This window comes from Vibrio gallaecicus (assembly GCF_024347495.1).
Taxonomy (GTDB): domain Bacteria; phylum Pseudomonadota; class Gammaproteobacteria; order Enterobacterales; family Vibrionaceae; genus Vibrio; species Vibrio gallaecicus.
This window is the reverse complement of the sequence record NZ_AP025490.1, coordinates 1416193-1430233: the sequence shown is the minus strand read 5'-3', so window position 1 is coordinate 1430233 and position 14041 is coordinate 1416193. Positions and strand designations below refer to the sequence as shown.

At 41.6% G+C, this 14041-nt stretch carries 10 protein-coding genes; 6 read left to right on the top strand and 4 right to left on the bottom strand.

Annotated elements, in window-relative coordinates:
* Positions 1 to 7: 7 nt before the first annotated feature.
* Complete coding sequence (locus OCU78_RS06295) at positions 8 to 751, bottom strand: sporulation protein (protein ID WP_137372692.1); 744 nt, start codon at positions 749 to 751, stop codon at positions 8 to 10.
* Positions 752 to 935: 184 nt separating this feature from the next.
* On the opposite strand from OCU78_RS06295, the gene hutC reads away from it, so the two are divergent.
* The 6 genes from hutC (at position 936) to OCU78_RS06265 (ending at position 8458) form a co-directional block, all read left to right on the top strand.
* Complete coding sequence (hutC, locus tag OCU78_RS06290) at positions 936 to 1649, top strand: histidine utilization repressor (protein WP_137372691.1); 714 nt, start codon at positions 936 to 938, stop codon at positions 1647 to 1649.
* Between the two features lie 114 nt (positions 1650 to 1763).
* A complete protein-coding gene (gene hutI / locus OCU78_RS06285; RefSeq protein ID WP_137372690.1) occupies positions 1764 to 2984 on the top strand; it encodes an imidazolonepropionase in 1221 nt (406 codons plus the stop codon).
* Positions 2977 to 4086: a formimidoylglutamase gene (gene hutG / locus OCU78_RS06280; RefSeq protein ID WP_137372689.1), complete on the top strand. Its 1110-nt coding sequence runs from the start codon at positions 2977 to 2979 to the stop codon at positions 4084 to 4086. Before hutI ends, hutG begins: the two co-directional genes overlap by 8 nt.
* 104 nt (positions 4087 to 4190) lie before the next feature.
* The gene (gene hutU, locus OCU78_RS06275) at positions 4191 to 5885 is read left to right on the top strand and encodes a urocanate hydratase (RefSeq protein ID WP_137372688.1); all 1695 of its coding nucleotides are present in this window, start codon (positions 4191 to 4193) and stop codon (positions 5883 to 5885) included.
* Between the two features lie 17 nt (positions 5886 to 5902).
* The gene (gene hutH / locus OCU78_RS06270) at positions 5903 to 7435 is read left to right on the top strand and encodes a histidine ammonia-lyase (protein WP_137372687.1); all 1533 of its coding nucleotides are present in this window, start codon (positions 5903 to 5905) and stop codon (positions 7433 to 7435) included.
* Positions 7436 to 7732: 297 nt separating this feature from the next.
* The gene (locus OCU78_RS06265; RefSeq protein ID WP_137372686.1) at positions 7733 to 8458 is read left to right on the top strand and encodes a DUF3581 domain-containing protein; all 726 of its coding nucleotides are present in this window, start codon (positions 7733 to 7735) and stop codon (positions 8456 to 8458) included.
* 91 nt (positions 8459 to 8549) lie between these two features.
* On the opposite strand, the gene OCU78_RS06260 is transcribed toward OCU78_RS06265, so the two are convergent.
* From OCU78_RS06260 to ydiJ, 3 genes are all read right to left on the bottom strand, one after another.
* On the bottom strand, positions 8550 to 10163 hold the full coding sequence (locus OCU78_RS06260) for a S1 family peptidase (protein WP_137372685.1): 1614 nt from the start codon (positions 10161 to 10163) through the stop codon (positions 8550 to 8552).
* A gap of 135 nt (positions 10164 to 10298) precedes the next feature.
* Entirely contained in the window at positions 10299 to 10760 is a 462-nt protein-coding gene (locus OCU78_RS06255; RefSeq protein ID WP_137372684.1) for a methyltransferase family protein, read from the bottom strand.
* 112 nt (positions 10761 to 10872) lie between these two features.
* Positions 10873 to 13908 carry a D-2-hydroxyglutarate dehydrogenase YdiJ gene (ydiJ, locus tag OCU78_RS06250; RefSeq protein WP_137372683.1) on the bottom strand — a complete coding sequence of 1012 codons (3036 nt, stop codon included), beginning with the start codon at positions 13906 to 13908 and terminating at the stop codon, positions 10873 to 10875.
* Between the last annotated feature and the right edge of the window lie 133 nt (positions 13909 to 14041).

The following is a 14041-nucleotide window of genomic DNA, read 5'->3' as shown; positions in this document are numbered from 1 at the left end:
GGCATATTTAAACACTAAGCACTCTTGAAGCTGCATTGCGAATATCAGAGTCTGAAGCATTAACAGGCAAGCTGAATGAAATATATTGATCACCACGGAAACTCATTGAGCGATCAACTTCAGCTAAACAATGAATCACCTGCCCTTCCACAATAAACGAAAGCTCAATCTCTTTTGTGTTAACGAAGCCACCTGAACGGAATTCGATTTCTTGGTAACAACCAGAGCGTGAAGCAAAAGTATTGCCATTAAGGAAACCTTTCTCAACGTCAGCTTTTACCATCGACATACCAGACGCTTCAATCGCTTCGATGACTTTCGCTACAACCGGTAAAGGTTTCACTACAACAAAATCACGATCTTTCGGATCAATCGCAAAATCAATGTCTAACGTTGTTTCTACCCAAACATGGCTTTGATTCTTTAATGCATTTAGAGCGGTTACTGGTGTTTCATCATTAAGCAACATTCTAAATGGTACTTGCTTTGTTTCACCTGGTTGAATAACAAATGCGTCTACTGCCTGAATTCTGCCAAGCGAAAAATTTTCATAACTGGTGCTGTCTTCTGTTTCCACTTTTACTTCAGTATTAAGAACGATGTTAATCGCATCAATCTGCTGCTCCACATCACCACCAACAATATTGACGGTTCCAGACAATTCACCGCCTTGGAATACTTCAATGCTGTCTAACACAGTGTCTACTTTCGCTGCACCAATACCTAATGACGCTTTCAGTTTGTTAAGCATAACTTTTCCTTTCTAATTCTATGTTTTTCATAACTCTTTTATCCGCTACAAAATATCCTTACTCATTCACTCTTCGCAAGTTATTTACAGCATTTATAAGAGCAGGGCTGACATTAACAGTGAAAATATTGTAATTAATAATGAATCAGTTACTCTAATTGTATAGTCAATTAGGCGTTAACTTATGACAAATAAACCGTTATACCTACAAATCAAATCCTTTATAGACACTAAAATTGAGAGTGGTCACTGGCCTGTTGGTCATAAGATCACAACCGAACTAGAACTGACGGAGCAATTTAATGTAAGTCGGATGACGGTAAACAAAGCCATTCGTGATTTAGTTAGCGAAGGGAAATTAATAAGGAAGCCAAGGCTTGGAACCTTTGTCTGCTCACCAACTGAAAAAGCAGAATCTCCGCTTCTCGATATTAATAATATATCTCAGGAAGTAAGGGCTCGCGGTCAGGTATATAAGAATACAGTCCTCAGTCAGATACAAACACATGCTGATGAAACCACAGCAACACGCCTAGGCATCATGCTGAATTCTAAAGTTTTTTATAGTGAAATAATTCACTATGCTGATGATAAGCCCATACAACTAGAAGTTCGCTGGGTAAACATTCATTCAGTGCCCGACTATTTAACACAAGATTTTGCCAAGAAAACACCCAATCAGTATCTCTCAGAAACTTGCCCTTTAACGGCAATTGAGCATACGGTTGAGGCGATCATTCCGGATGAAAAAATCAAAGAAACTCTTCAGTTATCTAGCACAGAACCTTGTTTACTGTTGAACAGAAGAACATGGAGTAAAGATCGCTTAATTAGCTTGGCATTACTCTATCACCCGGGCTCTAAATACAAATTAAGCTCTAAAGTATTGCTTGATTAAAGCATTTCATTCTATTTATTGATCACATATTCGTAACATCAACTTGATCCAAACTCATTTTTAACCTATTTATTTGTATATACATTTAAACAATCCAAATACTTTAGGTTAAAAATGAATTTGATACTAAAAAATGCACGCATAGTTTCAATGTCTAAAGGGACTGAAGGATACCTTCCTTCGCAGCCAATGACTGTTGTTATCAGTTCTGGAAAAATTGAATCTATCTCTAGTCATGCTGATGTATCAATTCCTGACCTTAACGCTCAATATCCCGTCATTGACTGCCAAAATAGAGTACTGACACCAGGCTTAATTGACTGTCACACGCATCTTGTTTTTGCTGGTAATCGGTCAAATGAATTTGAAATGCGCCTTAACGGAGTGCCATATCAAACTATTGCAAAACAAGGTGGCGGCATTCTTTCAACCGTCAAAGCCACCCGAAATGCCTCTGAAAGTGAGTTAATAGAACTTGCCTTGCCAAGACTAGAAGGTCTAACTCGAAGTGGTGTCACCAGTGTTGAAGTAAAATCTGGTTATGGTCTAACGCTTGATGATGAACTCAAAATGCTTAGGGCAGCAAAAGCGCTAGAAGATCACAAACGAATTAAAGTCAGCACTACTTTACTTGCAGCCCATGCTCTACCACCTGAATACGCAAGTAAGCCTGATAAATATATCGACTATGTTTGCCAAGAAATTATTCCAGCAGCAGCTCAAGAAAACCTTGCAGATTCAGTAGACGTTTTTTGTGAATCCATTGGCTTTAATTTAGAGCAAACCGAAAAAGTCTTTTGTGCCGCTAAAGCCAATGGTTTTACCATTAAAGGACACACTGAGCAGCTTTCTAACTTAGGTGGTAGTGCATTAGCAGCCAGCTATAACGCACTGTCCGTCGACCATATTGAGTATCTTGATAGTGATGGTGTCAATGCGCTTGCCAACAGTAATACCGTCGCAACTTTGCTACCCGGTGCTTTTTACTTTTTGCGTGAAACACAACTGCCTCCCATTCAATTACTCCGCGAGAAAGATATTCCAATGGCTATCGCCACTGACTTTAACCCTGGGACATCCCCGTTCGCCGACCTTACTTTGATGATGAATATGGGCTGCACTTTATTTGGTCTCACCCCAGAAGAAGCGCTTCGCGGTGTTACATGCCATGCAGCCAAAGCAATCGGTCATCCTCAAACTAGGGGACGTTTAGAAGTAGGAATGGAGGCTGACATTTCTATTTGGGATATCGAACACCCTGCTGACTTAAGCTATCAAGTAGGTGTTCCAAGGCTCTTCAAACGTATTGTTAATGGGGTGATTTGTCATGACTGATTTACCTAACGACCACAAAGCAGATATAGATTTACCGACAACACAACACAATTTCACATGGCAAGGTCGCCATGATGCAGAAGATGGTGATCAAGGCACCCGTCTTCACCACATCACGCAGATAAAGTGTGTTTCCGACCTTACTAAAAATGAAGACAGTCAAGCTAGTATGGCGGTTTCAATTTTAGGCTTTGCAAGCGATGCTGGCGTAGCAAGAAACAAAGGAAGAATTGGTGCAAAACAAGCACCAAATTTAATCCGTCAAGCTTTAGCCAATATGGCTTGGCATCAAGATTCGCCAATCTTTGATTTAGGGGACATAGAATGTGAAGAAGATGAACTTGAGTCCAGCCAAAAGCAATGTGCCAACGTAATCGCTCATGCTCTGGAAAAGACTAAAGTCATTACTCTAGGTGGCGGTCATGAAGTTGCTTGGGCTTCCTTTCAAGGGCTTTCGCAATACATACTGGGTAAACAAAACTTTTTAGGCAAGCAAAGCTCACTTGATAAACAAGGGACTCTAGCTAGAAATAGTTCCCAAGAAGTCACTCAACCAAAGATTGGTATCATTAACTTTGATGCTCATTTTGACCTAAGAGCTTTTGAAAGTGATATCGCACAAGTAAAGCCGAGCTCAGGCACTCCATTTAACCAAATTCAGCATTTATGTCAGCAGCATGGCTGGCCATTTAACTATGCATGCTTGGGAGTAAGCCGAGCTAGCAACACCGCCGCATTATTTGAAAAAGCCAATGACCTTGGTGTGTGGTATGTAGAAGATAGTGAGTTATCACTCCCAAATACCAACAAACATTTGGATCAGCTAGAACACTTCATTGGTGAGTGTGATCTTATCTACCTCACCATTGATTTAGATGTGTTTCCTGCAGCAACAGCGCCGGGAGTCAGCGCTCCAGCTGCGCGAGGAGTCAGTTACGATAGCATCGCTCCCCTATTCACTCGAATATTGCAGGAAAAATCAAAACTCTTGATCGCAGATATCGCCGAATACAATCCAAATTTCGACATAGATAGGCAAACCGCGCGTTTAGCTGCTCGGCTATGTTGGGATATCGTCAATGCAATGCAAAACAAAGAATAAACCTACAAGTTTCATTTACTTATAAAACGATCATCAATGCATCGTTAACTCATCATTTATAAAAATAACGACATAAACCAATACGTGAAAATAAGGAGTTTCAAATGACGGATCATCACTCTAGTGACCCTCGCCTCGATACAACTCGTGAAATCCGAGCACCACATGGTACAAAACTACGAGCTAAATCGTGGTTAACCGAAGCGCCTCTGCGTATGTTAATGAACAATTTAGACCCGGATGTCGCAGAACACCCACACGCTCTTGTGGTATACGGCGGTATTGGTCGCGCTGCTCGAGATTGGAAATGTTACGACAAAATTGTAGAGGTACTTGAACGACTAGAAGATGACCAAACTCTGCTGGTTCAATCAGGTAAGCCGGTTGGTGTATATCCAACACATAAAAATGCACCGCGCGTACTCATTGCAAATTCCAACCTTGTTCCGCATTGGGCAAATTGGGAGCATTTTAATGAGCTAGATAAAGAAGGCTTAATGATGTATGGGCAAATGACTGCTGGGAGTTGGATCTACATTGGCTCTCAAGGGATTGTCCAAGGTACTTATGAAACATTTGTAGCGATTGCTAAAAAGCACTTCCAAGGTCAAGCGCAAGGTAAATGGGTACTAACTGGTGGGCTTGGTGGAATGGGTGGTGCTCAACCTTTAGCAGCAACGATGGCTGGTTTTTCGATGATCGCAGTTGAATGTGATGAATCTCGTATCGATTACCGACTTCGTACTGGCTATGTGGATAAAAAAGCCACTAGTATAGATGAAGCAATGGCAATGATTACTGAGTCTGACACTCCAATCTCTGTTGGTCTACTCGGTAATGCCGCTGATGTATTCCCTGAACTTGTAGAACGTAATATCACCCCAGATGTGGTAACCGATCAAACTTCAGCTCATGACCCTCTAAATGGCTACCTGCCACAAGGCTGGTCAATGGAGAAAGCAGCACAAGAGCGCTTAGTTGATGAAGCTAAAGTCGTTAAAGCGGCAAAGCAATCTATGGCAATTCAAGTTCAAGCGATGCTAGATCTTCAATATAAAGGCGCAGCAACCGTTGATTACGGTAATAACATTCGCCAAATGGCATTAGAAGAAGGTGTCGAAAATGCCTTTGATTTCCCAGGTTTCGTTCCGGCCTATATAAGACCTTTATTTTGCGAAGGCATTGGGCCATTCCGTTGGGCTGCTTTATCTGGCGATCCTGAAGATATCTATAAAACAGATCAAAAAGTAAAAGAACTCATTCCAGACAACCCACATTTACACAATTGGCTAGATATGGCCCGTGAACGTATTCAATTCCAAGGTTTACCGGCTCGTATTTGTTGGGTTGGATTAAAAGATCGTGAACGTCTAGGACAAGCCTTCAATGAAATGGTAAAGAATGGTGAACTTAAAGCACCCGTTGTGATTGGTCGTGACCATTTAGATTCGGGTTCTGTTGCAAGCCCGAATAGAGAAACAGAAGGTATGATGGACGGTTCAGATGCGGTATCAGATTGGCCACTACTGAATGCCCTTCTTAACACTGCAGGCGGTGCAACATGGGTATCACTTCACCATGGTGGTGGAGTTGGCATGGGCTTCTCTCAACACTCAGGAATGGTTATTTGCTGTGATGGCTCCGATGACGCCTCACAGCGCATCGCACGTGTTTTACATAATGACCCAGCAACAGGTGTCATGCGTCATGCTGATGCCGGTTACGACATTGCAAAACAATGCGCGAAAGACCAAAAACTTGATTTACCAATGCTAAACGAAGAACTAAGCCGCCTTTAATGTCTGGAGATGAAAACATGTTGAATTTACTACTAAAACCTGGGCAGCTAGGCCTTCCTGAACTTCGTAAAATTAGCCGTAGCCCGGTCAATCTATCTCTAGATCCAGCGGCTATTCCAAATATCGAAGCTAGCATGAAAGTGGTCGAGCAAGTCATTGCTGAAGATCGCACTGTTTATGGTATCAATACTGGTTTTGGCTTATTAGCTAACACCAAAATTGCCCCTGAAGATTTGGAAACTTTACAAAAAAGCATCGTACTTTCTCATGCTGCTGGTATTGGCAAACTAATGTCAGATGAAACCGTTCGCCTGATGATGGTGCTAAAAATTAATAGCCTTTCGCGCGGCTATTCTGGTATTCGCCTTAAAGTAATTAATGCCCTGATTGACTTGGTTAACGCACAGGTTTACCCGTGTGTGCCGCAAAAAGGTTCAGTTGGCGCATCTGGTGACTTAGCTCCCCTTGCGCATATGAGCACTGTATTACTTGGTGAAGGTGAAGCTCGCCATAATGGGAAAATCATTTCGGGTTTAGAAGCCATGCAGATTGCAGGGTTAGAACCGATCACGCTAGCACCAAAAGAAGGGCTTGCTCTGTTAAATGGTACGCAAGCTTCGACTGCATTCGCTTTAGAAGGTTTGTTTGCGAGTGAAGACCTTTTTGCATCAGCAACCGTATGTGGTGCAATGTCGGTTGATGCTGCACTTGGTAGCCGACGTCCGTTTGATCCACGAATCCACCGTGTACGTGGTCATAGAGGACAGATGGACGCTGCTATGGCGTATCGTTATATGCTTGATCAAAACAGTGAAATTGGTGAGTCCCACACCGCTTGTGAAAAAGTGCAAGACCCTTACTCACTACGCTGCCAACCTCAAGTCATGGGTGCTTGCTTACAGCAGATAAGAAATTCCGCCGACATTCTACAAGTCGAAGCGAACTCAGTATCAGATAACCCGCTAGTATTCGCAGATGATGGCGACATTATTTCTGGTGGTAATTTCCACGCAGAACCTGTCGCGATGGCGGCTGACAACCTAGCTTTAGCCATTGCTGAAATGGGCAGCCTTTCTGAGCGACGTATGGCTTTGCTTATCGACAGTGCGCTGAGTAAACTTCCACCTTTCCTTGTTGATAATGGTGGAGTGAATTCAGGCTTTATGATTGCTCAAGTGACGGCCGCCGCTCTGGCTAGTGAAAATAAAACTCTTGCTCACCCTGCCTCGGTTGACAGCCTGCCAACATCTGCAAACCAAGAAGACCATGTTTCCATGGCTACTTTCGCAGGGCGCCGTCTACGTGACATGAGCGAAAATACGCGAGGAATTTTAGCGGTAGAGTATTTATCTGCAGCTCAAGGTATCGACTTCCGAGCACCGAATAAATCATCTGCTCGAATTGAAGAAGCTAAACAGATCTTACGTGAGAAGGTAAGCTTCTATGACAAGGATCGCTACTTCGCTCCTGATATCGAAAAAGCCAATTTACTATTAAAACTTTCAGTACATAACCACCTTATGCCTGAAGGACTGATGTGCAGCTTCTAGCTTCTAGCTTCTAGCTTCTAGCCTCTAGCCTCTAGCCTCTAGCGGGTATTCAACCACTATCTAGTAATGATCGAATACCCTGGCAGCATAATATATGAGGGCTATTTTTAGCCCTTTCTAACAAATATAACCACCAGCTATCATTAAAAAATTATTTTACACGTTATAGGCATCTCACATATTTAGAAAATCACCATATTAAATAGTCACTTATGCAACCTTACCAACTGGATAGACCATTGAAATGACCATTGTTGGATATAATCCGCCGCAGATTTGATTACTAATAGCGATTCTATGTTTCTGACACCGTATTTTTCGACTCAAGACAACCAATTCCAATTCACTCGTGAACAAGCAAGCCACTTTGCAAAAAAAGTAGCCGCTGACTTCAATCCAATACACGACGAAGACAATAAACGTTTTTGCGTACCGGGTGATCTTCTGTTCGCTGTACTTCTGAAAAAAGAAGGCATTAGCCAAAAAATGCGTTTCAAGTTTTCTGGGATGGTTAATGATGGGATTGCTTTAAGAGTTGATGATAAGTGCAATACTGAAAGTGCGTTAATCGATAATAACGGAAAAGAATACCTTCATATGAGCTCTGAAGGTGAAAAGAGCCATGACCCTGCATTCATAGAGCATGTAGTAACAAATTATGTGCAATTTTCAGGCATGAACTTTCCTCACATCATGGTTCCTCTTATGGAAGAACAACAAATGATGATCAATTGCCAACGTCCTCTGGTTATTTACGAAAGCATGGAAATTGAATTTTCACGCCTAGACCTGACTAACCCTGAACTTACTTTTTCTGGTGCAACATTCGATGTTGATGGGAAACGTGGCGTGGTAACACTGAACTTTGATTTCAAAGAAGATGGTGAAGTAGTTGGCACTGGAATTAAGCGTATGGTTGCAAGTGGTCTTAAGCCATATGATCAAGCATCTGTTGATGACTTAGTGAATCGATTCAACGAACGTAAAGAAATGTTCCTAGCGCAGTTCGCTGCCGCTGCTTAATGCTTAATGCTTAATGCTTAATGCTTAATGCTTAAGAATAGAATCAAAAAAGGTCTACTTACTAAGTAGACCTTTTTCATTTAACTCAATTTTATTTAGTTATACGTGAGCGAATACTTCTTAACACGGTAAAACCAAATATCATAAACAAGCCATAAAGACCAAATGTACCGCCGCTACTTGAGCTTCTTGCTACGTTATCACCACCTTGTGAGCTATCAGAGCTTTCTGTAAGCTGGAAATCTAAAAGCCTAACGTCATCCGTTCCTCGAGATAAACTTAAATCTTTTTCATAAAAAACCACAATAGTATTTAGCTTTTTAGAAAGGTATATATCCTGCGATTCTACTAGTTCCCCCGACATTTGAGCGACTTGAGTACCATTTGCATATAGCTTCATAAAATCAGCACCGCTTTCAGTCGATACACCGATTTGTATTGTTAATCTACCTCTTGGAACACCTTCGATAATTAATGCCGTTTTCTCATTATCACCAATTTCTGAAGAAGCAATGTAACCATCTCTAGATTCCCACTGTGCCGTATTAAATACACCAGAATTCGTAATATCAACTAAGCTGCTTACACTTTGCACCGCCGTTGTTGCACCAATAAATGAAGCTTTCGATTTCACTTTAGAATACAAAGGGTGATCCGTTGTAAGCTCAATATTAATAGAGTCGAAATCAAGCTTCGTTACATTAAAATCAACCGTAACTTGGCAAGTTTCACCCACTAGTAAATTTGAACAATTTGAACTTTGAACAGCTAAACCCGAAGTTTCAAAAATGTTACTAATCTTAATTGCGACATCGGTATTATTCGTATAGTCAAAGGTATGAGTATTTGAACCCGGTGGTTTTACTCCTAAATCTTTTTGTTGGTTGTAACTAAAACCACCAGTAGCTGTAGCAATCCAATCCGTAAAGTGGCTCAAGTTCGTATAAACGCCGTATGCGTTTTCATCTGCACAGCCGATCCCCCAACTTACGATGCCAAGTTGTTTTGTCGTTCCACCATGATTTACAACGATTGGTCCACCGCTGTCACCCTGGCATGAATCATATCCACCTTGTGGAAAGCCAGCACAAAATGCGTCATCGCCAATGGATCGGTATAAAGGGTGCGATGCAGTACGACAAACGCTTTGAGAGACAAGGGGAACATTCACTTGATGAAGTTTACTAGAACTGACAAATTGATCAGACTGGTTATTCTGATTACCCCACCCCATCACAGTTAAACTTTCACCTGTTGGTAAGTCATTTCTTAAAAATTGATCAGGTAGGGGAATCGCTACTTTTGATGCGGCTTCAGACAACTCAATTACCGCAATGTCATGACCAGATGATGCAGAGACATAGGACTCATGCGTATAAATATGCTTAACTGCATAACGCGAACCTTCAACATCAGAAGCAGACAGATCCGAAGACCCAACCACCACATCAATGTCTTGTGACTCCAAGCCTTCAGTACAGTGAGCTGCAGTCAAAATATAGCGTTCACCAATAAAACTAGCACCACAAAATTGACCTTGATACGGGTCTGCGTCTTTCATCACAAGCGCAGCTATAAATGGCCAGCTTCCTTCAGCGGCTTCCGTACCATTGATAATTCTTGAAGAAGCATCTTGTGCAGATACTGACGATAAACCTGCGACCGAAATGCTAAGAGCGAGCAATGTAGCTTGCAAACCTTTCATAACCTAACCTTATATATTTATTATAAATTCAGGTGAAATCTAATTCATACAACAAACACGTAAAAGCTCGCTAATAAATAAATGTGATCCATACTTTATAAATGACAATTATTATCAATTCACTGGTTAAACCTTCTAAATCCACCGTCTTACTTTCTGCTTATAATCAACATAGCTCGCACCAAATAGTTGCTCTAACGTTTTTTCTTCAGGCTTTATTTGAAACTGATTCATGTATGTGACAAACAGAAAACTGAACGACATACTCACTAGGTTTTGAAAATAATAACCAATACAAAACAAAAGAATATACAGCCCTAGGTACATTGGGTTGCGGGTGTATCCGTAAACACCTGAATCGACGATAGTAGAAGCGCCATCTGGTTTCGTTGGATTTACTGTCGTCTTATGCTTTCTAAACTCCCAGACACCAGACAGACCGATAACCGCACTAATAATAATCCCTACGAGCAATAAGCTAGTAGGGAGCGGTAGTTCTACACCACCGAATTCAACATATTGGCTAAATCCATATGAACATAACAAAATAAACAAGAATACAGCTACCGGGGGAATTTTTAATTCAAGAGTCTTCATCTAACATCCTTGCTTTGATGTGTTTATAACTAACCCTCGAAACGCAAAGGCATAACAGGGCTAATCAATCGGTATAAAAAAGCCTAGCAAGGAGCTAGGCTTAATAAATATCTTAAATGAGTTTAGCAAGCACTTGCAACGGGTGTGCGAGCTTTTCACCTTCAAAACGTTTGACTTGGCTTCTGCAAGAATAACCCGTAACTAGACAACGCTCCTTCGGTAAGTCTTCCAATCGAGGCTTCCAACTTAAACCGTAGATGTCTTTCGACATCTGAAATTTATCCACTTCATGACCGAAAGTACCTGCCATACCACAGCAACCAACAGGTACTGTGTTTAGCGTTGCGCCGAAATGAGTAAATATGGCCCCCCACTCTTTTTCAGCGTTGGGCATTTTTGTCTTTTCAGTGCAGTGTGCAAATAAATACCAAGCTTCTGAGTCACTCGACTGAACGTCAAACTCCTCTAATCTTGGGTATAGCCACTCATGCACCGTTAATACATCAAATTCTCCTCGCTTATCACCAAGCACTTCCAAGTATTCATCTCGGTAACAAAGAACTAAAGCAGGGTCAACGCCCACCAAAGGTACCCCTAACTCGGCCACCATTGATAAAAAGTCAGCCGTACTTTTTGCATCCTTAGCAAATCGACTTAAGAAGCCTTTAATATGCAGAGCTTTTCCGTTTGGTTTAAATGGCAGAAGAACCGGGGTTTTACCTAATTTTTGTGCCAAGGTGATAAAATCATCGACCACTTCTGCATCGTAAAAGCTGGTAAATGGGTCTTGAACAATCAAAACATGCTGCTGTTTTTCATCTGAAGACAAACCAGCAAGGTATTGTAAATCGAACAGTTGAAGGTTTTTATTCGATACACGCTTAGATAAAGTCGGTACAGACATTAAGGGCGTATCTATATAACCAACCGTACTTGCAGTTAAGCTTGCTACCCACTTCTGTGAAATAACGGTATTCACCACTTTGGGTGCTTTCGCCATCAACGGAAGCATGGTTTCAATATTAGCAACAAGGTAGTCTTTTGCAGGACGTTGGTAACGAGAGTAATAAATATTCAAAAAGCGTGAGCGGAAACTTGGGACATCCACTTTAATAGGACACTGACTCGCACAAGCCTTACAAGCTAGGCAGCCATTCATGGCTTCATACACTTCGTGTGAAAAATCATACTCATGACGCTTATTTACGCTATTGCGGATTCGATCGATCATCGTTTTAACCGGCGTATCGTTCTTAAGAGCTTGCGCTTCTAAGTCGAGTATATCGATACCTTGTTCCGTTAATTGACGTAACCACTCTCTTACTAGCCCTGCTCGTCCTTTCGGAGAATGACGGCGATCAGCGGTCACCTTCATTGAAGGACACATTGGAGAGCTCGTATCATAGTTAAAGCACAAACCGTTGCCATTACACTCCATGGCTTGTTTAAAACTATCGCGTACTTTTACATCTATTTGTCTGTCGTAGTACCCACGCTTAGTATCAGTAACTTTTACCAACTCAGCATCACTATCAAGTGGTGTACAAATCTTACCTGGATTCATCTTATTATGAGGGTCGAATGCTGCTTTCACTCTTCTCAGTTCAGTAAACAGTTCATCACCAAAGAAGTCAGGACCATATTCTGAACGGAAGCCTTTCCCGTGCTCCCCCCACATTAAACCGCCATATTTCGCCACCAGCTTGACCACTTCATCAGAGATCTCATGCATTAGCGCTTCTTGCTTTGGATCGCAGAGATCTAAAGCGGGACGAACATGAAGTACACCTGCATCAACATGTCCAAACATGCCGTAATTAAGCGATTTATTGTCAAGTAGCTCTCGGAACTCAACAATAAAATCAGCAAGGTTCTCTGGCGGAACACAAGTATCTTCAGCAAAAGCCACAGGTTTAGCACTGCCTTTTGCAGCTCCTAGCAGACCCACAGCTTTCTTTCGCATGTTATAAATACGACCAATACTGGAGAGGTCACTGCATACCTGAAAACCAATGACACCGGCTTGTTCTGTCTCTAGCATAGTTTCAAGCTGCACAGTCAAAGCTTTAACTTGCGCTTCAACTTCCGCTTCATTTTGCCCCGCAAATTCAACCATGTTGATACCAAGCATTTCCTTATTAGGAACGTCGGTCAGCAAGTCACTTACGGTATGCCAAACAATATCTTGTTTTGCTAAATTTAAAACTCTTGAATCAACCGTTTCAACAGACAGTGCACTCGCTTCGACCATAAAGGGAGCGTTACGCAATGCTGAGTCAAACGAGTTGTATTTCACGTTCACCAAAGTTCTGGCTTTAGGAATGGGTGTTAAATTGAGTTTTGCTTCAGTAATAAAAGCAAGTGAGCCTTCAGCACCACACAGAACACGAGTTAGGTTGAAACTGTCGTCTTGTTCATCAATGGCATTTTTTAAATCATAACCCGTTAGAAAGCGGTTAAGTGGAGGGAATTTATTAAGGATTTCCGCTCGTTTTTCTCGGCAAACAGTTTCTGTTACAGCTAGAGCTTGGAAAGCAAATTCACCGTCACTTGGCAACCCATGCGATAGATCAGACTCTAAACACGACCCATCAGCAAAAACCGCTTGTAAAGACAATACATGATCGGATGTTTTGCCGTATTTCAACGAACCTTGACCTGAAGCATCTGTGTTAATCATCCCACCTAGCGTTGCACGATTACTGGTAGAAAGGTCTGGAGAGAAAAAATAACCGAATGGGCGAACAGCATCATTCAACTGGTCTTTAACAACCCCAGATTGAACACGAACCCAGCCTTCCTTTTCATTAATTTCAAGAACTTGATTCATATGACGAGACAAATCAACAACAACACCTTTTGTCAGTGATTGTCCATTCGTACCCGTCCCACCGCCACGCGGAGAAAAAGTAACTCTCTCATAAGTGGATTGTGAGCTAATCTTACCAATAAGCGTGACATCTTTAGTCGTTCGAGGATGAACAACTGCTTGAGGTAATTGTTGATAGACACTGTTATCAGTGGCAACCGCTAAGCGGCTAGAATATTGAGATTCGATATCGCCAGTAAAGCCAGCCGCTTTTAACTCCTGTAAAAAGCTTACAACTACTGGATCGACATCAATATTGAGTTGAAGTCTTGGTAACATTTGCTTCCTGCCCCCTACTTCGCTGATCCTATCAGCAATGGGTAATGAGTGGTTTTTAATATATTTATTTGAATTTCGTCACTTTACTACTAATAAGTTCATATAAAAAGGTGATCAAATAAGAATCTCAATG

Coding starts and splice junctions, on each gene's coding strand:
- ydiJ (WP_137372683.1), bottom strand. CDS start 13,908: ATGTTACCAAGACTTCAACTCAATATTGATGTCGATCCAGTAGTTGTA.
- hutI (WP_137372690.1), top strand. CDS start 1,764: ATGAATTTGATACTAAAAAATGCACGCATAGTTTCAATGTCTAAAGGG.
- hutG (WP_137372689.1), top strand. CDS start 2,977: ATGACTGATTTACCTAACGACCACAAAGCAGATATAGATTTACCGACA.
- hutH (WP_137372687.1), top strand. CDS start 5,903: ATGTTGAATTTACTACTAAAACCTGGGCAGCTAGGCCTTCCTGAACTT.
- hutU (WP_137372688.1), top strand. CDS start 4,191: ATGACGGATCATCACTCTAGTGACCCTCGCCTCGATACAACTCGTGAA.
- OCU78_RS06255 (WP_137372684.1), bottom strand. CDS start 10,760: ATGAAGACTCTTGAATTAAAAATTCCCCCGGTAGCTGTATTCTTGTTT.
- OCU78_RS06265 (WP_137372686.1), top strand. CDS start 7,733: ATGTTTCTGACACCGTATTTTTCGACTCAAGACAACCAATTCCAATTC.
- OCU78_RS06295 (WP_137372692.1), bottom strand. CDS start 751: ATGCTTAACAAACTGAAAGCGTCATTAGGTATTGGTGCAGCGAAAGTA.
- OCU78_RS06260 (WP_137372685.1), bottom strand. CDS start 10,163: ATGAAAGGTTTGCAAGCTACATTGCTCGCTCTTAGCATTTCGGTCGCA.
- hutC (WP_137372691.1), top strand. CDS start 936: ATGACAAATAAACCGTTATACCTACAAATCAAATCCTTTATAGACACT.